The 21,609-nt window shown below is 69.0% G+C and carries 21 protein-coding genes; 6 read left to right on the plus strand and 15 right to left on the minus strand.

All coding sequences use genetic code 11. The features are described 5' to 3' along the window. The first annotated feature begins 1 nt into the window (after position 1). The gene (locus ACWDOP_RS31125) at positions 2-289 is read left to right on the plus strand and encodes a DUF6510 family protein (RefSeq protein WP_456347907.1); all 288 of its coding nucleotides are present in this window, start codon (positions 2-4) and stop codon (positions 287-289) included. Between the two features lie 292 nt (positions 290-581). Here ACWDOP_RS31125 and ACWDOP_RS31130 read toward each other — a convergent pair whose 3' ends face one another. Together ACWDOP_RS31130 and ACWDOP_RS31135 are read right to left on the minus strand one after the other, a co-directional pair. Beyond that, positions 582-1,448: an alpha/beta fold hydrolase gene (locus tag ACWDOP_RS31130; protein ID WP_456347908.1), complete on the minus strand. Its 867-nt coding sequence runs from the start codon at positions 1,446-1,448 to the stop codon at positions 582-584. A 363-nt stretch (positions 1,449-1,811) separates the two neighbouring features. Next, positions 1,812-2,558, minus strand: coding sequence for a DUF4191 domain-containing protein (locus ACWDOP_RS31135; protein WP_456347909.1), 747 nt, complete (start codon positions 2,556-2,558; stop codon positions 1,812-1,814). A gap of 403 nt (positions 2,559-2,961) precedes the next feature. Between ACWDOP_RS31135 and ACWDOP_RS31140 the strand changes: the two genes are divergently transcribed. Next, positions 2,962-4,794, plus strand: a complete 1,833-nt coding sequence (locus tag ACWDOP_RS31140; protein ID WP_456347910.1) for a TerD family protein — start codon at positions 2,962-2,964, stop codon at positions 4,792-4,794. Positions 4,795-4,857: 63 nt separating this feature from the next. After that, on the plus strand, positions 4,858-5,064 hold the full coding sequence (locus ACWDOP_RS31145) for an excalibur calcium-binding domain-containing protein (protein ID WP_454201066.1): 207 nt from the start codon (positions 4,858-4,860) through the stop codon (positions 5,062-5,064). 28 nt (positions 5,065-5,092) lie between these two features. Here the strand turns inward: ACWDOP_RS31145 and ACWDOP_RS31150 are convergent, their stop codons facing one another. From ACWDOP_RS31150 to ACWDOP_RS31185, 8 genes are all read right to left on the minus strand, one after another. After that, complete coding sequence (locus ACWDOP_RS31150; RefSeq protein ID WP_456347911.1) at positions 5,093-7,288, minus strand: elongation factor G-like protein EF-G2; 2,196 nt, start codon at positions 7,286-7,288, stop codon at positions 5,093-5,095. 155 nt (positions 7,289-7,443) lie between these two features. After that, entirely contained in the window at positions 7,444-8,535 is a 1,092-nt protein-coding gene (gene lipA / locus ACWDOP_RS31155; RefSeq protein ID WP_454201064.1) for a lipoyl synthase, read from the minus strand. A 22-nt stretch (positions 8,536-8,557) separates the two neighbouring features. Next, on the minus strand, positions 8,558-9,292 hold the full coding sequence (gene lipB / locus ACWDOP_RS31160; RefSeq protein WP_456347932.1) for a lipoyl(octanoyl) transferase LipB: 735 nt from the start codon (positions 9,290-9,292) through the stop codon (positions 8,558-8,560). 26 nt (positions 9,293-9,318) lie between these two features. Continuing rightward, complete coding sequence (locus tag ACWDOP_RS31165; protein WP_456347933.1) at positions 9,319-9,831, minus strand: N-acetyltransferase family protein; 513 nt, start codon at positions 9,829-9,831, stop codon at positions 9,319-9,321. 85 nt (positions 9,832-9,916) lie between these two features. Continuing rightward, positions 9,917-10,060 (minus strand): hypothetical protein, encoded by a 144-nt coding sequence (locus ACWDOP_RS31170; protein WP_454201063.1) that lies wholly within the window; start codon positions 10,058-10,060, stop codon positions 9,917-9,919. A gap of 197 nt (positions 10,061-10,257) precedes the next feature. After that, the gene (locus ACWDOP_RS31175; RefSeq protein WP_456347912.1) at positions 10,258-11,157 is read right to left on the minus strand and encodes a TIGR01777 family oxidoreductase; all 900 of its coding nucleotides are present in this window, start codon (positions 11,155-11,157) and stop codon (positions 10,258-10,260) included. 12 nt (positions 11,158-11,169) lie between these two features. After that, entirely contained in the window at positions 11,170-12,912 is a 1,743-nt protein-coding gene (gene sucB, locus ACWDOP_RS31180; protein ID WP_456347913.1) for a 2-oxoglutarate dehydrogenase, E2 component, dihydrolipoamide succinyltransferase, read from the minus strand. 412 nt (positions 12,913-13,324) lie between these two features. Continuing rightward, complete coding sequence (locus ACWDOP_RS31185) at positions 13,325-14,830, minus strand: leucyl aminopeptidase (RefSeq protein ID WP_456347914.1); 1,506 nt, start codon at positions 14,828-14,830, stop codon at positions 13,325-13,327. A gap of 188 nt (positions 14,831-15,018) precedes the next feature. On the opposite strand from ACWDOP_RS31185, the gene ACWDOP_RS31190 reads away from it, so the two are divergent. After that, positions 15,019-15,564 carry an RNA 2'-phosphotransferase gene (locus ACWDOP_RS31190; RefSeq protein ID WP_456347915.1) on the plus strand — a complete coding sequence of 182 codons (546 nt, stop codon included), beginning with the start codon at positions 15,019-15,021 and terminating at the stop codon, positions 15,562-15,564. 407 nt (positions 15,565-15,971) lie between these two features. Then, positions 15,972-17,168: an elongation factor Tu gene (gene tuf / locus ACWDOP_RS31195; RefSeq protein ID WP_454201058.1), complete on the plus strand. Its 1,197-nt coding sequence runs from the start codon at positions 15,972-15,974 to the stop codon at positions 17,166-17,168. 40 nt (positions 17,169-17,208) lie between these two features. Here tuf and ACWDOP_RS31200 read toward each other — a convergent pair whose 3' ends face one another. Beyond that, on the minus strand, positions 17,209-17,832 hold the full coding sequence (locus ACWDOP_RS31200) for a hypothetical protein (RefSeq protein ID WP_456347916.1): 624 nt from the start codon (positions 17,830-17,832) through the stop codon (positions 17,209-17,211). A 397-nt stretch (positions 17,833-18,229) separates the two neighbouring features. Between ACWDOP_RS31200 and ACWDOP_RS31205 the strand changes: the two genes are divergently transcribed. Continuing rightward, positions 18,230-19,063 (plus strand): ParA family protein, encoded by an 834-nt coding sequence (locus tag ACWDOP_RS31205; protein WP_456347934.1) that lies wholly within the window; start codon positions 18,230-18,232, stop codon positions 19,061-19,063. A gap of 36 nt (positions 19,064-19,099) precedes the next feature. Here the strand turns inward: ACWDOP_RS31205 and ACWDOP_RS31210 are convergent, their stop codons facing one another. The 4 genes from ACWDOP_RS31210 to ectA all read right to left on the minus strand — a co-directional run bounded on the left by ACWDOP_RS31210 (position 19,100) and on the right by ectA (position 21,590). Next, positions 19,100-19,273, minus strand: coding sequence for a hypothetical protein (locus ACWDOP_RS31210; protein ID WP_456347917.1), 174 nt, complete (start codon positions 19,271-19,273; stop codon positions 19,100-19,102). An 85-nt stretch (positions 19,274-19,358) separates the two neighbouring features. After that, complete coding sequence (locus tag ACWDOP_RS31215) at positions 19,359-19,754, minus strand: ectoine synthase (RefSeq protein ID WP_456347918.1); 396 nt, start codon at positions 19,752-19,754, stop codon at positions 19,359-19,361. Between the two features lies 1 nt (position 19,755). Beyond that, on the minus strand, positions 19,756-21,024 hold the full coding sequence (ectB, locus tag ACWDOP_RS31220) for a diaminobutyrate--2-oxoglutarate transaminase (protein ID WP_456347919.1): 1,269 nt from the start codon (positions 21,022-21,024) through the stop codon (positions 19,756-19,758). Next, positions 21,021-21,590, minus strand: coding sequence for a diaminobutyrate acetyltransferase (gene ectA, locus ACWDOP_RS31225; protein ID WP_456347920.1), 570 nt, complete (start codon positions 21,588-21,590; stop codon positions 21,021-21,023). Before ectA ends, ectB begins: the two co-directional genes overlap by 4 nt. Positions 21,591-21,609: the final 19 nt, after the last annotated feature.

Genomic DNA, 21,609 nt, shown 5'->3' on the forward strand with positions numbered 1-21,609 from the left:
CATGTCCGCAGACGCGACCTCCGCACCCGGCCACCTGGACGGCAACGTCCTGGCCGGGCTGCTCGCCGAGATCTTCACCGTCGACCCCGTCGCCCACGGCTGCCGCTGCGGCTGCTGCGGCGCCGTCGAACCCCTGGCTCGTGCCCTGGTGTTCATGAACTGCCCCGGCGCGGTGGCGCGCTGCTCGCACTGCTCGGCGGTGGTGCTGCGGTTGACGGTCACCCCCGCGGGCCGCTGGCTGGACCTGGGCGAGGGCGCGTCACTGTGCCTGCCCGTGCCGGATGAGTAGGTCGGCGGCTCGGGAAACCTGGTGATTCAGCGTCGATCGGGCGAATTCGGGCGCCAGATTCCCGGGCGCGCCCGCCGCACTCACCACGATCACCACGCCCCGGCCCGTGCCCGCCGAGCCTCGCTCCCCGCGATCGAACACGAACCGCCGCGCGCCGAGGTTGCACGTGGTCGAGCGGAGATCGGTCCGCGACCGGTGCGCTCGGCGGCGGAGATGCCCTGTGCCGCCGCAGCGCCCAGCCTGCTGAGCCCGCGCGGGCGGCCCCCACGCGGAACAGCACGCCCGGCAGCCGTCACCCCAGCGTGCGACCCAGGAAGTCGCGGATGAGCGCCGCGATCTCCGCGCCGTGCGTCTCCAGCGCGAAATGGCCCGCGTCCAGCAGGTGCACCTCCGCGTCGGGGAGATCGCGCAGGTAGGCGCGGGCGCCGTCGGCGCCGAAGATCTCGTCGTTCGCGCCCCAGGTGATCAGGGTCGGCGGCCGGTGCTCGGCGAAGTACTTCTGGAAGGCCGGGTAGCCGTCGAGGTTGAACTGGTAGTCCCAGAACAGCTGGAGCTGGATCTCCTTGTTGCCCGGGCGATCCAGGTACGCCTGATCCAGGGTCCAGGTGTCGGGGCTGACGAGCGCCAGGCGGTCGGCCGGAACACCGTGCGTGTACTGCCATTCGGTGGCGGGACGCTCGAGCAGTTCGCGGACGGCGGACTCGTTGGCGGCGCGGTCCTTCGCGTGGGCGAACAGCACGTCCCAGAAGGGCGTGAAGCCTTCGAGATACGCGTTGCCGCTCTGGGAGATGAGCGCGGTGACCCGTTCGGGATGGCGGGCGGCGATGCGCAGCCCGATCGGCGCGCCGTAGTCCTGGATGTACAGCGCGAACCGGTCGAGGCCGAGGGTGTCGAGCAGTTCCTCGGTGATCGCGGTCAGCGCGTCGAAGCTGTACTCGAACTCGTCGACCGCCGGCATGGCGGACTGCCCGAAGCCCAGGTGGTCGGGTGCGATCAGGTGGTAGGCGTCGCCGAGGTCGCGCAGCAGGTTGCGGAACATGGCCGAGCTGCTGGGGAATCCGTGCAACAGCACGATGGTGGGATTCGCCGGGTCGCCGGCCTCCCGGTAGAAGATCTCGCGGCCCTGAATCTCGACGGTGTGGTGCTGCACGGTGGTCATGGCGTCGTCCTTCGGTCGGTGCCGGTCAGGCGTTCTAACCGGCTATCGATAGTTAGAAGGTTAGCCGAGCCGAAGGCATTCCCGATCTCGTGAATTTTTTTCCCGAGAATCGAAGGAGGCCAAGCGAATAGGTGCTGAGCACCGGTTTTGCGGTGCGAGACGGCGAAGCCCGCGCCCGGACGGGACGCGGGCGGAGGGGGTAGGGCATCGGATCGGCCGGTTACCGGCGCTCCGTTTCGGCTACCGGAACCGGGCGGTCGACTCCGTTTCGGAGTCGGGTTTCGCACGCACGGAGATCGAGTTGTGCGGACAGCAAAAGGCCCGCGTCCGGATCCGGACGCGGGCCTCGTGGGAAGTGTGGTGTCAGCGGCGGCGAATCGAGCGCTGCACGCCCTTCATCTTCGCCCCGCCCGGCAGCGGACCCTTCGGCAGCGCCGGTCCGCCGCGGGTGGCCAGCGCGGACAAGCGGCCCTCGATGACGTCGATGCGCTTGGCGTCGATGTTGCGCGGCAGCTTGGTCAGGTAGCGCTGCAGATCCTTGAGCGGAATCTGGTCGCCCTCGGTGCCGATGATCACGTCGTAGATCGGCGTGTCGCCGACCAGCCGCGCGACCTTCTTCTTCTCCTGCGCCAGCAGCGACTTCACCCGCGAGGGCGAGCCCTCGGCGACGAGCACCACGCCGGGTAGGCCGACCACGCGATGCACCGCGTCGAGCTGGGTGGTGGCCGCCACGCCCGGGGTCACCCGCCACTTGCCCTGCAGGTTGTCCAGGACCCACGCGGCCGCGCCCGCCTGCCCCTCGGCCTTGGCGTACACGTTCTTCTGCACCCGCCGCCCGAACAGGATGAACGCCGCGAGCGCGCCGAGAAGGATGCCGATCGGCAGCAGGAACCAGCCCAGGTCGAAGACCAGTCCGATCACCAGGAACAGCGCGGTGACGCCGACCAGCGCGCCGATCATCAGCGGCAGCAGCGCCTTGTCTTCCTTGCGCTGCATCTGGAACGCCTGCCACAGCTGCTGGCGACGCTCCTTCGACGCCTGTTTGCGCGCCGCCTTAGCCGCGGCCTTCGCTTCCTTCGACGGAGCGTTGCCGCCCTTACCTGCTGCCATGCCCCCCAGGATAGTGGCCCGGTATGCGCTGGTTCGCGACGGGATCCAGCGCGCCCCGCCCCATTGATCCGAATCCCGCCCCCGCACCCCCCAAATCCACCCCCAACCCAATTGCCCGGTTCTGAGCCACTTGCCGGCCCCCGCACCCACGTCCTGCCGCTCCTCGATCGTCCCTTTGCGTGACGGCCCCCACCCTGCCTCCGCTGCCACAGCTGACCTGTACTCCAGGGGCCGCAGTCGCCCGGGTCCTGCGGCGTGTCATCGGGTGTGCACGCCGTGTCGTAACGGCGAGCGCTCGAAGCGTGATTTCTCCAGCGCGCGAGTCACATTCGAGTCGAGGGGGAATCCGATCACACGCGACACAACCTGCGAATCCACCACCGGATTCGGTTCGTTCACGCTCGTGGATGTGGAGACCTCGGGCCTGCATCGCGCCCGGGATCGGGTGCTGTCGGTGGCGGCGCTGACATTGGCCGACGACGGTCGCATCGTGGAGGAGTTCCACACCCTGCTCGACCCGGGCTGCGACCCGGGGCCGGTGCGGATTCACGGGCTGACGCGCGAGAAGCTGCGGGGCGCACCGCGATTCGATGCGGTGCGGGCGCGCCTGGCGGAGCTGTTGCACGGGCGGGTCATGGTCGCGCACAACGCGACATTCGACCACGGGTTCCTGGCGGAGGAGTTCACCCGCGCGGGTGCGGTGCTCCCGGTCGAGCGACAGCTGTGCACCCTCGCCTTCGCTCGCCGTATCTCCCCGCCCACGGAGAACTTCAAGCTGGGCACCCTCGCCGCCCACTACGGGGTACCGCAGCGTCGAGCGCACGATGCCCTCGACGACACCCGGGTCCTGGCGGGCGTGCTGCACGGTCTCATGGCCGACGCGGGCCGACTGGGTGTGGCACTGCCCTTGATCCGCCCGCGCACCGGTGGCGCCGACCGCCCGAGCCGTTTCCCGATCGAGCGCACCACCCGCAAGATTCCCTGCTCGTTCAGCTATCCCGGCCGGTTCGACAACCGCCTGATCCAGGGCATGAAGGTCGCGTTCACCGGCGATACGGCGATCGATCGCGCGGAGCTGCTCGCCCGCGCGGAGGCCGCGGGCCTGGACGTGACCACCGCGGTCAGTCGCCGCACCAGCCTGCTGGTGACCAACGATCCGAACGCCCGGAGCCGAAAGACCCGCGCCGCCGCCGAACATGGCACGCCGATGATCACCGAAGCCGAATTCCTCGCCCTGTTGGCCGACATCGGCCCGGGCCTGCCGAAGAGCGCGCCCGGCGACCCGGCTCCCACGCCGTCGCCATCCCGGTCCGCGCCGTCTCACACCGAGGAGCCCCTGCCCGTCGCCGCGTCGGAATCGAGCCATACCGAGACAACCGAACCACCGCCGACGCCCGAATGCGTGGCAGGTGCTACGAGGGCTCCCGACTCGGCGCCCCGCGGCCCGCTCACCGGGCGGCGCTTCCTCATCCTCGGGGGAACCCACACCCGGCGGGCGGACACCACCGCCCGCGTGGTCGAATGCGGGGGGTCGGTCGCGGTCGACATCTCCGCGAGCGTCACCGACGTGCTCGTGTTGGACGGGGCCGAACAGGACCCGCGGTTCGAGCGGGTCCGGGCGTTGGGGTTGCCCGTGTGCGGGCCGGAAGTGCTGGGTGCGAGGCGAATGGACGAGAAGCGGGAACCCGCTGTGCCACAGTTGAATATGGGCGCACAGCTGACGCGGGGCCAGGTGATGGACCTGGCCGGTGGGCGACACGGGACCACGTGGACGGTGCGGGCGGCCTGGAAGCAGGACGGGCGCTGGGAAGTGGACCTGGTCGCCTTTCTGCTCGATCGGGACGAGAAGGTCACGGGGGACGCGGATTTCGTGTTCTACAACCAGCCCGAGACCGCGGGCGCGGTGCTGACCGTGGACGCGCCGGGGGAGCAGTCGATCACCCTCACCGTCGACGACCTGCCCGACCACTGCCGCCGCGTGGTGTTCGCCGTCGCCCTCGACGACCCGGAGGCGCGGTTCGGGGCGGTCGGCGCGATCGAGATCGAGGTCAGCGGCGGGCCCGAAGCCGGTGTGCTGGCCCGCGCCACCCTGGACGCCGCCACCGAGGAACGCACCCTGCTGCTGGCCGAGATCTATCAGCGCGCCGACGTGTGGCGGCTGCGCGCGGTCGGCCAGGGATACCCCGCCGGGCTGGGCGAATTGGCATCCGGCTTCGGTGTCGTGGTCGAGGGGTAAGGTGCCTCGGCGGGGGTGGTTCCACTACTCCTCGAATTCGGAATCGACTGTGGAAGAAGAAGAGTGAAGAAGTTTCTGACCTGGTTCGGCGTCATCGCCATCGTTGTCGCCGCGCTGCTGATGGGCACCAAGTCCGCGCAGGCCGAAGAGGTCTACTACAAGAACTGCGCCGCGGCCCGCGACGCGGGCGCCGCGCCGATCCTGCGCGGTGAGCCGGGCTACCGCTCCGCCCTCGATCGCGACGACGACGGAATCGCCTGCGAGCGTTAGTCACCCAACGCGTGCGGCCGTGCGCGCCCTAGCAGGTGTGCTGCGCGCGCATGGCATCGGCCAGCGGCGCGGGCATGGATTCGTGCCGACTGTAGGTGCGGGTGAACGTCGCCGCGCCGTGGGCCAGCGAACGCAGGTCCACGGCGTAGCGACGCAACTCCAGTTCCGGCACCTCACCGCGAATGGCGGTCCGGCCCGATCCGACCGGCTCGGTCCCGAGCACGCGCCCGCGCCGGCTCGACAGATCACCGAGCACCTGCCCGACGTACTCGTCCGAAACCACCACGCGCACTTCGGCCACCGGCTCGAGCAGTTCGAGCCGCGCCGCGGCCGCCGCTTCGCGCAGCGCCAATCCGCCCGCCGTCTGGAACGCGGCGTCGGAGGAATCCACCGAGTGCGCTTTCCCCTCGAACAGCGTCACCCGGACGTCGACGAGCGGGTACCCCGCGCTGATTCCCCGCGCGGCCTGCGCCCGCACCCCCTTCTCCACCGACGGAATGAATTGGCGCGGTACGACTCCGCCCACGACCTTGTCCACGAATTCGATACCGGATCCGTTGGGCAGCGGCGCGACCTCGATCTCGCAGATCGCGTACTGCCCGTGCCCGCCGGACTGTTTCACGTGCCGCCCGCGCCCGACGGCGGTGGTGGCGAACGTCTCGCGCAGCGCCACCAGATGATCGGTGACATCGACCTGCACCCCGAACCGCGCCCGCAGTCGCTCGAGCGCCACGTCCCGGTGCGCCTCGCCCAGGCACCACAGCACGAGCTGGCGGGTGTCGGGGTTCTGCTCCAGCCGCACGGTGGGATCCTCGGCGACGAGCCGGGCCAGCCCGAGCGAGAGTTTGTCCTCGTCCGCCTTGCCGTGCGCGCGAATCGCGACCGGCAGTAACGGATCCGGCATCGGCCACGGTTCGATGAGCAGCGGAGAGTGCTTGGCGGACAACGTATCCCCGGTCTCGGCCCGGGACAGTTTGGTGACGCACACGATGTCGCCGGCGATGGCGTGCCCGAGCGGGCGCTGCTGTTTGCCGAACGGCGCCGACACCGCCCCGATCCGCTCGTCGGAATCGTGATCGAGGGTCCCCGGCCCGCCCGCGCGATGCCCGCACAGGTGCACGGTGTCATCGGCCCGCAGCGTCCCGGAGAACACCCGCACCACCGACATGCGCCCGACGTACGGGTCCGACGCGGTGCGGATGATCTCCGCGGCCAACGGTGCGTCGGGATCGCACACCAGCGCCGCGGGTCGCCCGTTGGCTCCGACGGCCGACAGCGGATGCTCTGCGGGCGTGGGGAATCCGCGCGTGATGAGATCGAGGATCTCGACCGTCCCCAACCCCTGCCGCGCACCTTCGGGCGGCGGCGCCGCGATCAGCACCGGATGGAAACTGCCTCGCGCGACCGCCTTCTCCAGATCGGTCACCAGCGTCTCGAGGTCGATCTCCTCACCGCCGATGTACCGGTCCATCAGGGTCTCGTCCTCGCTCGCGGCGATGATTCCCTCGATGAGCCGATCCCGCGCCGCCGCCATGAGCGCGAGCTGTTCGTCCGAAGCCGGTGTCTCGGTGTGCGATCCGGCCGAGTAGTCGTACACGTGCTGGGTCAGCAGATCGATCAGGCCGATCACCGGCCGATGCCCGTCCGCGCCCCTGTCCCCGTATACGGGAAGATGCAGCGGCAGAATACTTTCGGAGATCCCGCCGCCCAGGATGTCCCGGCAGGTCTCGGTCATCTCCTCGAAATCGGCTCGCGCGGTATCCAAATGGGTGAGCACGATCGCGCGCGGCATCTCCACCCCCGCGCATTCCTCCCACAGCGCCAGTGTCGAACCGCTCACGCCCTCCACCCCGGCGGCCGCCGAGAGCACGAAAAGGGCCGCGTCCGCTCCGCGCAGACCGGCCCTGAGTTCTCCCACGAAATCCGCGTAGCCGGGGGTGTCCAGGAGATTGATCTTTCTCCCGTCCCACGCCATGGGCACCACCGACAATTGCACGGAGCGATGTTGTCGCTGCTCGATGTCGTCGTAGTCCGAGACCGAGGTGCCGTCCTCGACCCGCCCCGCCCGCACCACCGCCCCCGTGGCGACCGCCAGGGCTTCGACCAGCGTGGTCTTGCCCGAGCCGCTGTGCCCGACGAGTGCGACATTGCGTATCTCGTCCGGCCGTTGTGCCGTCACCGATTTTCCATTGGCGCCTGCCGACGCCGTTGTTCGCTCGACCATATGGCTCGCTCCGGGGTCGAAGTGCGGTACTTCGAGCTTCCCACCGCCGGGGCGGTCCCGTCCACGAATCGGACGATTACCCCGACCAACTCACCGCCGGTCGCCGACGGAACGGCGGTGATACCCGAGTCCGGCCCGAATGCGCGGAGAGGCGGCTATGAGCCGTAGCGCGCGAGCACGCTGGTCGCCTCCTGCGAGGCGGTGCCCTCGTCGGCCAGATGCGCCATCTCCGGCGCGATCTCACGCCCGTGATGCCGCATGGCCTGCGCGTAGAGCCGTCCGGCGCGGTACGACGAACGCACCAGCGGCCCGGCCATCACGCCCGCGAAGCCCATGGCGTTGGCCGCGTCGGAATGCTCGACGAACTCCTCCGGCTTGACCCACCGATCGACCGGATGATGCCGCGGCGAGGGCCGCAGGTACTGGGTGATGGTGAGGATGTCGCAACCGGCCTCGTGCAGGTCGGCCATGGCCCGGGTGACCTCGTCGGGCGTCTCGCCCATGCCGAGAATCAGATTCGACTTGGTGACCAGGCCGGCCTCGCGCGCCGCGGTGATCACCGCGAGCGAGCGCTCGTACCGGAAGGCCGGGCGGATGCGCTTGAAGATGCGCGGCACCGTCTCGAGGTTGTGCGCGAGCACCTCGGGCCGGGTGGCGAACACCTCGGCGAGCTGATCGGGCTCGGCGTTGAAGTCGGGGATGAGCAACTCGACGCCGGTGCTCGGGTTGAGTTGCTTGATGGCGCGCACGGTTTCCGCGTACAGCCACGCGCCGCCGTCGTCGAGATCATCGCGCGCGACGCCGGTGATGGTGGAGTAGCGCAGCCCCATGGCCTGCACGCTCTCGGCCACCCGGCGCGGTTCGTCGCGATCGAGGGCGGCGGGCTTGCCGGTGTCGATCTGGCAGAAATCGCAGCGCCGCGTGCACTGTTCGCCGCCGATCAGGAAGGTGGCCTCGCGGTCTTCCCAGCACTCGAAGATGTTGGGGCAGCCCGCTTCCTCGCAGACCGTGTGCAGCCCTTCGCGTTTCACCAGACCCTTGAGCTCGGTGTACTCCGGGCCCATGGTGGCCTTGGTGCGAATCCACTTCGGTTTGCGCTCGATCGGGGTCTCGGCGTTGCGCGCTTCGATGCGGAGCAGCTTGCGCCCGCCCGCGGTGGGGGAGGTCGCGGCGGCGGATCCCGGACGCGGCGCAGACGGTTCCGGCGCGGACGGGGTGTTCGATGTCGGGGTGTCGACGGAGGTCACCCTTGTCACCCTACGCTCGCGATCATTTCGCTTCGGCAGGCCCCGGGGCGGCCGGGCGGTCCAGGGTGTGCTCGGTAACGGGCAAATCGCCGTCCAGCGCCCGCGCGATGGCGTCGGCGACCAGCGGCCGCACCTCCGCGACGGTGACCTCGCGGCCCAGTTCCCGGCTCAGGGTGGTGACGCCGGCGTCGCGAATCCCGCACGGCACGATGGCCTGGAATCCGTCGAGGGCGGAGTTGCAGTTGAGCGAGATCCCGTGCAGGGTGACCCCGCGCTGCACGCGCACGCCGATCGCGGCGACCTTGCGCTCGGGCAGGAAGTCCGAGGCGGGCAGCCAGACGCCCGAACGTCCTTCCACCCGACCGGTTTCCAGTCCGAGCCCGGCGCACACGGTGATCAACGCCTCTTCGAGCCTGCGCACGTACTTGACCACGTCGACCGGTTCGGCGAGCCGAATGATGGGGTAGCCCACCAGTTGCCCGGGACCGTGCCAGGTGATCTTGCCGCCGCGATCGACCTCGATGACCGGGCTGCCGTCCACGGGCAGATCGGCGGCCTCGGTGCGCCGCCCGGCGGTGAAGACGAAGGGATGCTCGAGCAGTAGCAGCCGGTCCTGGCCGCGGCCCTCGGCGCGTTCGCCGGCGATGGCGCGCTGCACGTCCCAGGCTTTCGTGTACTCGATCAGGCCCAGATCCTCGACCAGCAGGGGTGTGCTGTCGAAGCGGGCCGAGGCGCCGCGTACCGGTGCGGTGGGCACCGGTGCGGTAGCCGTCGTGCTATCGCTCACGAGAGCGACGTTACGCCATCGTCGAGCAGCAATTGCATCAGCGTCAGGTCCATCCACCGGCCGAACTTGTGGCCCACCTCGGGCATCTGCCCGACGATCCGGAACCCGAACTTCTCGTGCAGGGCGACCGAGGTGAGGTTGGAGGATTCGATGACCGCGATCATCGCGTGCACGCCCCCGCGCTCGGCCCGGACCAGCAGTTCGGTCATCAGGGCCTTGGCCACCCCGCGCCGGTGGAACCGATCGGCCACGTAGACCGAGTTCTCGACCGAGTACCGGTACCCCGACTTCGGCCGGAACTGGCCGTAGCTGGCATATCCGGCGATCGCGCCGTCGATCTCGGCGACCAGGATCGGGCACTCCGCCGCCGTCCGGGCCGCGAACCAGGCTTCCCGTTCCGCCAGATCGGCGAGTTCGGTATCCCAGATGGCGGTGGTTTCGGCGATCGCGGTGTTGTGGATCGCCAGGATCTCCGGAAGATCACTCACGCGGGCGTCGCGCACCAGCAACTCGGCGGGCGCGAGCACGAACGGTTCACTGCTCACCGGGCCAACGGTAGCGACGCTCCCGCTGTGATCCGCGCCTCGGTGCCGGTCACTTGTCCATGCATGCCATGAGGCCGCCCGGGTCGATGATGTGCAGTGTGCAGCGAACAGGATCCTCGACCTGGTCGACCATGTTTCCGGCGACTACGAGACCTACCGCGACGATGAATTCGGCAATGATTGTCTTGATCATGATGTGACCCCAGCATTTCTTCGCTGGCCCGCATCCGGTACGAGCCAGACAGGGGGTTACTCGGCAATCGGGATCGCCGATTCTCTCTGCTGCCCCACCGTTGTCAGTGGTCAGGGCCGATCACTACAAGATCAAGCATGACATACCGGGGCCGCGCCGAACACCCTTTCGCTAATTGCGTTCGCGCGATGATTTATTCAGTCCCGGCCGCCGGTGACGGCATTCAACGCGGCGCCGATCGTCGGATGCCGGAATTGATATCCCGCCGCTTCGAGGACGGTGGGAATGGCCCTGGGCCCGTGCAGGATTCCTTCGTCGGCGAATTCCCCGACGGCCAGGCGCAACGCGAACGCGGGTACCGGCAGGGGAGTGGGACGATGCAGCGCGCGCCCCACCGCGCGGGTGAATTCGGCGTTGGTGACCGGGGCGGGACCCACCATATTCACGGGGCCGGATACCGATTCATCGCCGAGCGCGAACAGGATCGCGCCGATTTCGTCGTCGAGCGAGATCCACGGAACGTATTGCCGCCCATTGCCGAGACGGCCGCCCAGCCCCAGAAAGTAGAGCGGATACAGCATTCCGAGCATGCCGCCGTGCCGGGCCAGCACGACCGCGCTGCGCAGGCACACCACCCGGGTTCCGGCGGCCGCGGCCGGTGCGGTGGCCGCCTCCCAGTCACGGCACAGCCCGGCCAGGAATCCGGTTCCCGCGGGGGAGGTTTCGGTCATCACCCGGTCGCCCGAGCCGCCGCCGTAGTAGTGCACGCCGCTGGCGTTGACCAGCGTCGGCACGCCCGCGGCGGCGACCGCGGAGGAGAGTACGTCGGTGGGCACGATGCGGCTGTCGCGCAGCTCCTGCTTGTAGCCGCCGTTCCAGCGCCGCGCCCCGATGCCGGCGCCGCAGAGATTCACCACGGCGTCGGCCCCGCGTAGCGCCTTGGCGTCGAGTTCGCCGCGCGCCGGGTCCCAGCGATATTCATCGCGGGCATGGGCGGGACGGCGCACGAGGCGGGTCACCTCGTGCCCGTCGCGGCGCAGTGCCGCGACGAGCGCCGTCCCGATCAATCCGGAGGACCCGGCGACCACGACCTTCATGCCGATAGCGCCCTACAGCCCGAGGTCGCCCTCGAAAGCCGCCTCTTCCAGCCGGTGCCGGATGGTGGTGAGGAAGCGGCCCGCGTCGGCGCCGTCGATCAGGCGGTGATCGTAGGTCAGGGGCAGGTAGGCCATCGAGCGAATGCCGATGAACTCGCTGCCGCTGTCGGTGATCACCATGGGGCGCTTGACGATTGCGCCGGTACCGAGCATCGCCGCCTGCTGCGGCATCAGGATCGGGGTGTCGAACAGCGCGCCCTGGGACCCGATGTTCGTGATCGTGAAGGTGCCGCCGGACAGCTCGTCCGGCTTCAGGCCGCCGTTGCGCGCGCGGTTGGCGATATCCGCGATGGCCCGCGCCAGCCCCGCGAGGGACAGGTCGTTGGCGTTGTGGATGACCGGCGAGAGCAGGCCCTGCTCGGTGTCGACCGCGATGCCCAGGTTGACCACCGAGTGGTAGGTGATCTCCTTGGTCTCGTCGTTGTACGAGGCGTTGACGTTCGGGTGCACGCCGAGCGCCTCGATGGCGGCCTTGGCGAAGAACGGCAGGAAGGTGATGTTCACACCCTCGCGCGCCTTGAACGCCTCCTTGGCCTTGTTCCGCAGTGCGGCGACCTTGGTGAGGTCGGCCTCGTGCACCTGGGTGAGCTGCGCCGTGGTCCGCAGGGACTCGAGCGTCTTGGTCGCGGTGATCTGCCGGATGCGGTTGGCCTTCTGCACGGTGCCGGGCAGGTTGGCCAGGTTGCGATCGGGGGTCTTGGCTGCCGCGGGGGCGGCGGCCGGTGCGGCGGCGGGCGCGGCCGGAGCCGGAGCCTTCTTCGCTTCCGCGGCGGCCAGCACATCCTGCTTGCGGATGCGACCGCCGACGCCGGAGCCCTTCAGGGTGGCCAGGTCGACGCCGTTCTCGGCGGCGAGCTTGCGCACCAGCGGGGTCACGTACGGACCGCCGTTGGAGGAGGGCTCGTCGGCCGGGGTGGCGGCGGCGGGGACCGGGGCGGGCTTGGCGGCCGGGGCGGGCGCCGGAGCCGGAGCGGGCGCGGGAGCCGGTGCGGCGGCCGCGGGGGCCGGCGCCGGTTCGGGCTTGGGCTCGGGAGCCGGGGCCGGGGCGGGAGCCGGTGCGGGCGCGGAAGCCGGTGCGCCGCTTCCGATTACGCCGAGCTGACCGCCGACGGCGATGACGTCGTCCTCCTGCGCGGAGATCTCGAGCAGCGTGCCCGCGACCGGCGAGGGGATCTCGGTGTCGACCTTGTCGGTGGAGACCTCGAGCAGCGGCTCGTCGATCGCCACGGTGTCGCCGACCTGCTTGAGCCAGCGGGTGACGGTGCCCTCGGTGACGGATTCGCCGAGTTCGGGCATCTTCACAGGGGTGCCGGATCCGGCGGCAGCGGCGGCCGGCGCGGGCTCGGCGGCGGGCGCCGGGGCGGCGGCCTCGGGCTGCGGGGCGGGTGCGGGGGCTTCCGGCTCGGGGGCCGGGGCAGGAGCTTCGGCGGGGGCAGCGGCGGGAGCCGGAGCCTCTCCGGCCTCACCGATCAGGCCGAGTTCGCCGCCGACCTCGACCACGTCGTCTTCCTGGGCGGAGATCTTGACCAGCACGCCCGCGGTGGGAGACGGGATTTCGGTGTCGACCTTGTCGGTGGAGACTTCGAGCAACGGCTCGTCGACCTCGACCGTGTCTCCTTCCTGCTTCAGCCACCTGGTCACAGTGCCCTCGGTGACGCTCTCACCAAGAGCTGGCATCTGGACGGAGAAGGCCATGTCCGTTGACTCCTCTGACTGCTCGTCGGGTTAAACAGTTATCTCCGGCGGGCCGTCCGGACGCGGGTCGCGGCGGAAGCCCGTATGGCAGCCGACCATTCGGCTGCCCCGTAGATCATTAGGTTGTTGTTCCGGTTCCCCATCCTTGCACTCGTTCGGGTGCGGCGTGTCACAGGGCGGCCGTTCAGCGGACCTGTCAGGGTCCGAAAACCGGCTGTGAGCACGAAGAGGATGGGTTCGCCGTATGGGTCACACCCGTTGCCCGACCCTTGCGATGGTTCGCTCCGGGTTTGCCCTACGGGCAGGCTCGGGCGGCGGGCGCGGGTGTCGCCAGACTCGGCAATCGAGGCCCGACATGGGGTAAATGTCCGAATATGCGGGGCCGCGTACAACGGCCCCGCGCTCCGGCCAGCTACTCCGCGGCGATGCTTTCGAGGGTCGCGATCAGGGTGCGAACCGGTACGCCCGTACCACCCTTGCCGATGTAGCCGAACGGCCCGCCGGTGTTGTACGCCGGGCCCGCGACGTCGAGATGCGCCCACTGCACGCCCTCGGGCACGAACTCCTTGAGGAACAGCGCCGCCGAGAGCATGCCGCCCCAGCGATGCGGCGCCACGTTGGCGAGATCGGCGACGCGGGAGTTGAGGTCACCCCGAAGCTCGGCGGGAAGGGGCATGGCCCAGCCGTTTTCGCCGACGCCCCGGGAGATCGCGGCGACCCGGTCGCGGAACTCGTCGGTGCCCATGACGCCCGGGGTGCGGGTGCCCAGGGCCACCATCTGCGCGCCGGTGAGCGTCGCGACGTCGATGATGTAGTCCGGCTCGTCCTCGCTCGCGCGCACGATGGCGTCCGCCAGGATCAACCGGCCCTCGGCGTCGGTGTTGATGACCTCGACGGTGGTGCCGCCGTACTGCACCAGCACGTCGCCAGGTCGCTGCGCGGTAGCCGAGGGCATGTTCTCGGCCATGGGCACGGTCGCGGTGACGGTCAGCGGCAGGCTCAGCCGGGCCGCCAGCAGCACGGTCGCGATGACCGCCGCCGCACCGCCCATGTCCGAGGTCATGTTCTCCATGCCCTGGGCGGGCTTGATGGAGATGCCGCCGGTGTCGAAGGTGATGCCCTTGCCGATCAGCGCGACCTTCGGGTCACCGCCCGCGTAGGTGATGCGCACCAGGCGCGGCGGGCGGGACGACCCCTTGCCGACCCCGATGATGCCGCCGTAGCCCTTGTCCGCGAGTTCCTTCTCGTCCAGGACCTCGACCTGCAGTCCGGCGGCCTTGGCCAACTCGGCTGCGCGGTTGGCGAATTCGGCGGGGAACAGATCGCTCGGCGGGGTGTTCACGAAATCCCGTGCGGTGGCGACGGCTTCGGCCACCGACCGGGCGCGGAACAGCGCCTCGTCGCCGAAACCGGCGTCCGGGACCAGGAATTCGACCCGCTGGATCGGCTGATCGCCGGCCTTGGGCGCGGACTTGCCGGACTTGAAGGCCGAGAACTGGTACGCGCCCAGGTAGAAGCCCTCGGCGGCGGCGCCGATATCCAGGCCCGAGAGCGTGGTGACGGCGGTGCCGACGCCGGTCAGCGCGCGCCCGGCCGCGCCCGCGGATTTGCGGATCTGTTCGGCGTCGATCTTGTCGGCGGCCCCGAGCCCGACCGCGAGCACACTGTCCACCGTCAGGCCGGCGGGTGCGGGAACACGAGTGAGCTCCTCCGCCTTGCCCTTCGCGCCGACCGCCCGCAGTGCGGTCAGCAGCGCCGCCCGGGTGTCCGCATCCAGCACATCACCGAACGCGTCCGCCGGGGCGATCGCGGGCCCGTCATCGGAGGAGGTGAGTCCGACGACGAGTACATCGGCCTCGCCGATGCTCTCGGTACGTGCCAGTTCCGGTCCGAGCGAACGATCTGCAACAGCTGTCATGCCGCCCACGTTAGCGCGCGTGAGCGACGCTCACCCGTCCGGCGCGCCTCGGCTCCCGACGGCGATGCGGGGGTCGCGGCAGGTCGTCCGGTTCGGGCCCCGGGCCTGGTACTTCGGCTCGAGCTGATCGGGAATCGCGCCGGAAATCGGTTTGCGCCCGGCCGCGCGATACGCCACGGTTGGCACGAATGAACGAGAAAGAGATCACACGACTGTCCAAGCGGATGTCGAACTGGCTACGCCACCACCCCGAGGCCATCGGCCTGACGCCGGATTCGGCGGGCTGGGTGCCGGTGGCGGCGTTCCTGCGGCAGGCGGCCGCGCACGGTAAGGGTTTCACCCGCGCCCAGCTCGACGCCGTGGTGGAACAGAACAACAAGAAACGCTTCGAGTTCGACGAGACGGGACTGAGAATTCGGGCCCGGCAGGGACATTCGATTCCCGTCGAGCTGGGATACGAGCCCGCCGAACCGCCGCCGGTGCTCTACCACGGGACCGGCGAGCGCAGTGTCGGGCTGATCCTGACGCAGGGGCTGCGGCCCATGAACCGGCACGATGTGCACCTGTCCCTGGATCTGGACACCGCGCGTCAGGTCGGCGGCAGGCACGGCAGGCCCGCGATTCTGCGGGTGGACACCGTCGCCATGCGACGGGACGGGCACGAGTTCTTCGTCACCGGAAACGGTGTGTGGCTGGTGGATTCGGTTCCGCCCCAGTACCTCACGCTGGACTGAGCCGCTGTGCCGCACCGGGCGACCCCGGCCTGCGCCGTGCGATCCGATGCCGTGCGGATGGCCGGCGCCCCGCCGCCCGTGGGCAGACGGAGGGCGGAGCGCCGACCGGTGACCCGGAACGTCGGCAGGATTCGGCCCCGGGGTCAGGTATAAACGGTTGTGCGTGGCGATGATTCCCGCCACCAGATAACCCCGTGCGACCAATGACGCGCTAACCGAATTCCAATGGCGGCCCGCCGCCGGCCCGGATCGGGAAAATGCCACGTCAACAGGGATCGACACCGGATTGACGGTGTTCCCGGCTCCCGCGCGGGTTCGGGCAAATACCCTGGAAAAGACACCGCCGTCGGGCATTCCACGCGGTCTCCCGCCGCCACGCCCGCCCCGGATCGCACAGGAGGACTCCAGTGGCGAAGGCGAAATTCCAGCGCACCAAGCCCCATGTCAATGTCGGCACCATCGGCCATATCGATCATGGCAAAACCACCCTGACCGCCGCCATCACCCAGGTCCTCCACCACCAGAACCCGGCCATGAATCCCTTCACGCCCTTCGACGCCATCGACAAGGCCCCGGAGGAGCGCCAGCGCGGCATCACCATCTCGATCGCGCACGTCGAATATCAGACGGCGGCACGGCATTACGCGCACGTCGACTGTCCCGGGCACGCGGACTACGTGAAGAACATGATCACCGGCGCCGCGCAGATGGACGGCGCGATCCTGGTGGTCGCCGCGACCGACGGCCCGATGCCCCAGACCAAGGAGCACGTCATCCTGGCTCGTCAGGTCGGGGTGCCGAAAATGGTGGTGGCCCTCAACAAATGCGACATGGTCGAGGACGACGAGATTCTCGAGCTGGTCGAGCTGGAAGTCTCGGAACTGCTGAGCGAGTACAACTTCGACGGCGACAACACCCCGGTGGTGCGCGTCTCGGCCTACCAGGCGCTGATGGAGCCCTCCGGCCCCTGGGGCGCGGCCATCGTGAATCTGCTCGAAGCGGTGGACGACTGGATCGAGACGCCCGAGCGCGAGGTGGACAAGTCCTTCCTCATGCCGATCGAGGACGTCTTCACCATCACCGGGCGCGGCACCGTGGTCACCGGCCGGATCGAGCGGGGCATCCTGAAGGTCAACGCCGAGGTCGAGATCGTCGGAATCCGCCCCAGGACAACGCGAACCACGGTGACGGGTATCGAGATGTTCCGCAAACTCCTGGACGAGGGCCAGGCGGGGGAGAATGTCGGCCTGCTGCTGCGCGGTATCCGGCGCGAGGACGTGGAGCGCGGCCAGTGCGTCATCAAACCCGGTTCGGTGACCCCGCACACCGAGTTCGAAGGTCAGGCGTACATCCTGTCCAAGGAGGAGGGCGGCAGGCATACGCCCTTCTTCGACAACTACCGCCCGCAATTCTATTTCCGCACAACCGATGTGACGGGGGTGGTGACCCTGCCCGAGGAGGTGGAGATGGTGCTCCCGGGTGACAACGTCACCATGTCGGTGGTGCTGATCCAGCCGATCGCGATGGAGGTCGGACTCAAGTTCGCCATCCGCGAGGGCGGTCGCACTGTGGGCGCGGGCCAGATCACCAGGATCATCAAGTAGCCGTCCCGGGCGGCCCACCTGGGTGGACCGCCCGGACCACTCAGTTGTAGACCGCGCCGAACGACGGAATCGAGATGGTGCCCTTCTGGTACTGGAAGCCATCGGGATTGGCGTCGCTCACCGGCACCGGCCAGCGGTGCCAGAGGCTGCCGTACACCGCCGCGACGATCAGGCCGGGGCCGGGATCGAGGACCGCGGTGCGAATGGTGGTGTCCACCGGCACATCCTGGTGTTCGGTCAGGACGGTGGTGCCGCTGCGGCCGTTGGACAGGTTGAACCACATCACCTCGAGCTTGGCTCCGCCCTGATTCGGCGAGATCGTGCCCGGCCCGCCGAAGAAACCGACCCGGAAGCCGTCCAGCCCGAGCGCGATTCCGGAGCCGTAGGCGCCCGGCCCGCCGCCGCGCCCGATGTCGGACTCGGCCGGAATCTGGAAGGGCTGTGCGGGTAGCGCCACCTCGGTGACACGCTGCCCGGACGCGATCAGATCCCGTACCGCCTGTTCGGCGGCGGGATTCCCGGCGGCCGCGACCTGTAGTCGCGATACGGCGACGGTCCAATCCAGTGTCGGCTCGGCGGTGGTGACACCGCTGTTGAATCCGGCGAATGCCGCCGCTACCAGCAGCGTTGCGACGAGACGACCGGTGAAGCGGGTACGACGCATGTTCGGATCCTCTCGGATTGTCCTGTACCGCATACCTATCGGTCCCATCCAAACACCGGGTTCGTGATCGGCCGCCGAGGACTCGCCGGGGAAACGCGCGGGGTGTCCGGAGCCACCGAGATCGAATCCGTGTCGTACGCCCCCGAAAACGGCCCGGCTGTCTAGGCTGAGCCGACCGTCGAGACGGTCGCGGGTGATGAAGGGTGTCGAGTTGGTGGAGTTGCGTGGCGATGTGGTGCCCGAGGATCGGGCGCAGTCGGCGGCGGGCGCCGCGAGCCGCGGGCTGGGCTGGGAATGGCCGCAGGGGAGAGCCACCCGCGCCCTGCAGTTCGACCGGACCCAGCGGGTATGGGAGAACAGCGTGGTCCCGGGGCGCGTCCGCCCCTACGTGGTCGCCATGTTCAATCTCAAGGGCGGGGTGGGCAAGACGACCACCACCGCGGCCCTGGCGGAGATCCTGTCCGCGGAATTCGGCAAACGGGTGCTGCTCATCGACCTGGACCCGCAGCGCAATCTGACCACCATGATGATCGGCGAATCGGCGGCGGCGGAACTGGATTCGAGCGACAGCACGCTGGCCGCGATCTTCGCCGACGCCTGCGCCCGGTCGCGCCCGCGCGGAGCGGGCGCCCTCATTCAGCGCGGGGTCTCGCCGCTGGAGGTGGTGGCGACGGTGGATCTGCTGGCCTCGTCACCGAAACTGATCGGCCTGGGGGACTTCATGGGCCGCCTGGCCGGCGTGGACCCGACCCGGATTCTGGCCGAGTCGTTGCGCGGGGTGCTCACCGACTACGACTTCGTGCTCGTGGACTGCCCGCCCAACCTCGGCCCCATCACCCAGAACGGCCTGCGCATCGCCGACGGCTACGTGATCCCCACCATCCCGGATTTCATGTCCACGTACGGCATTCCGCCGGTGCAGGCGCATATCCGCCAGCTGGCCGGACAGTGGTCGGCACCCATCGAGGAACTGGGCGTGGTGATCACCAAGTACCGCGCGTCCTCCGCCGTCCACCGCCGGGTGCTCGATCAGCTGCGGGAGAACCGCACGCTGCCAAGGCTTTTCCCGACCCGGATTCCGGAGTCGAATCAGATCGCGGCGGCCGCGGAGTTCGCCGACTTCGGCAGTCTGCGCCAGAAGTACGGCGCGGGCGGGCAATTCCTGGCGCTGCGCGAGCTGACCGCGGATTTCCAGGCCACGACGCGGATCAAACTCGCCTGGGGGAGATGAGCGTTCGCGGCTCCGGGGGAGCTGTGCCCGAGCGACTCAGCGCCGCAGGGCCGCCCGCAGCTTGTAGAAAGCCGTGGTCAGATCCGAACGGACCTGACCACGGCGTCCCCGGGCCTCCAGTCTGCGATCACCGGAGACCCGGCCCTGATACTTCTGCAGCGCACCGCGCACGCCGCGCATCCGGCGTGCCATGTTGTTCTCGAAAGTCATACCCCGGACATTCCCGCGGTGCGGGCGGGCAAACGAATCACTCGCCGATTCGCCGCCCGGGGAACGATGTTCGCCGACGCGACGGCTACGCCGTCGGTACCGCGATGAGCGGGTAGACGCCGTTCTCGTCGTGCACTTCCTGTCCGGTGACCGGCGGATTGAACACGCACATCATGCGCATCCGGGTGCGGGTGCGCAGCCGATGCGGTTCGTGGCCGTCGAGCAGGTACATCGACCCGGGCCCGAGTTCGTAGTCGATCCCGGTCGCCAGGTCGGTGAGCGTGCCCTCGCCCTCGACGAGCCACACCGCCTCGACATGGTTGGCGTAGTGGAACTCGTGCACCGTCTCGGCCTCGATGGTGGTCTCGTGGAACGAGAATCCCACCCCGTCCCCACCGAGCACGATGCGCTTGCTGCGCCAGCCCGCGTCCGCGACATCGCGGTCGGTGCCGGTGATCTCGGCTGTACTGCGCACGATCATGTCAGTTCACCCGCTCGGTGCAGATCACGTCGACGGCGGCGGCCAGGATGTCGAGGCCATGGTCGAGCTCGGCGCCGGTGATGGTCAGCGCCGGAAGCAGTTTCACCACTTCGTCCTCCGCGCCCGAGGTCTCCACCAGCAGGCCGCGTTCGAAGGCCAGCTGGGTCACCTTGCCCGCCTGCGACGCGTCGTCGAAGACCAGGCCCTGCACCAAACCCTTACCGCGCGTGGACAAGCCCTGGTACCCGACGGTCAGCTCGCTGAGCCGGCGGTGGGTGTGCTCGCCCTTCACCAGGGTCGCGTTCTGCAGCGTGCCGTCGGCCCAGTACTGCTCGAGCGCGGCGGCCGCGGTGATGAAGGCCGGGTTGTTGCCGCGGAAGGTGCCGTTGTGCTCGCCCGGCGCCCACTGGTCGTGCTCACGCTTCATGAGCACCAGCGCCATCGGCAGTCCGTAGCCGCTGATCGACTTCGACAGCGTGACGATGTCCGGGGTGATGCCGGCCGCCTCGAAGGAGAAGAACGGCCCGGTGCGGCCGCAGCCCATCTGCACGTCGTCGACGATGAGCAGAATGCCACGCGCGGCGCACAATTCGGCCAGCCGGCGCAGCCAGTGCATGCGGGCGACGTTCACGCCGCCCTCGCCCTGCACGGTCTCCACGATGACCGCCGCCGGGATGTCCTGCCCCGAGGACGAGTCGTCGAGCACCCGCTCCATCCACTCGATGCCGTCGGTATCGCTCAGGTAGCCGTCGTACGGCATGGCGGTGGTGTGCACCAGCGGCACGCCGGCGCCCGCGCGCTTGCTGGCGTTGCCGGTCACCGACAGCGCGCCCAGGGTCATGCCGTGGAAGGCGTTGGTGAAGTTGATGATCTCGGTGCGCCCGGTCACCTTGCGGGCCAGCTTCAGCGCCGCCTCCACCGCGTTGGCACCGGTCGGCCCGGGGAACTGCACCTTGTAGTCGAGGCCGCGCGGTTCGAGGACGATCCGCTGGAACGTCTCGAGCAGGTTCCGCTTGGCGATGGTCGACATGTCGAGCCCGTGCGTGATGCCGTCACGGGAGATGTAGTCGATGAGGGCCTGCTTGAGCACCGGGTTGTTGTGCCCGTAGTTCAGCGAGCCCGCGCCGGCGAAGAAGTCGAGGTAGTCCCGCCCGCCCTCGTCGTGCAGCCAGGAGCCGCTGGCGGTGTCGAACACGGTGGGCCAGGACCGGCAGTAGCCGCGCACGTTCGACTCGAGATCGTCGAAGATCGTCATCTCGGTGGTTGTCATCGGATTTCCTCCAGGGTCCTGGGTCGAGTGATGCGGTACAAGCGCTCGGCCTCGTGTTGGTCGGGAAAGTCGTTGCTGTCGAACAGCGGCTGGTGCACCAGGACGGAGTCGCGCCGCTGGGCGAGCGAGCCGAACATGGCGATGGAAGCCGGGTTGTCGTGGGAGATGGTGGTCTCCAGGGTGGAGATGTTCTCCGCGGCGCAGATGTCCAGCAGCCGGTCGAGCATGGCTACTCCCAGGCCGCGGCCGCGGTGCGCGTGATCGACGGCGACCTGCCAGACGAACAGCACATCGGGATCGTGGGGGCGGCGGTAGCCGATCACGAATCCGGCGATTTCACCATCGATTTCGGCCACGATCGACGTGGCGGCGAAATCCCGGCACCACATCAGATAGGCGTAGCTCGAATTCGCGTCCAGCACCTGGGAATCGACTGCGATTTTCCAGATGCTGCCCCCATCGTCCACCTGTGGGTTTCGAAGAACGTAGTGCGAACCACCTTCTGGTTCATCGAATAGAGCAGTGGTCTTCGGGTTTACTGGGAATTGACTGAATCGGGTCTGCATGACCGTTTCAGCTTTACGA

The organism is Nocardia sp. NPDC003693, from assembly GCF_053981095.1.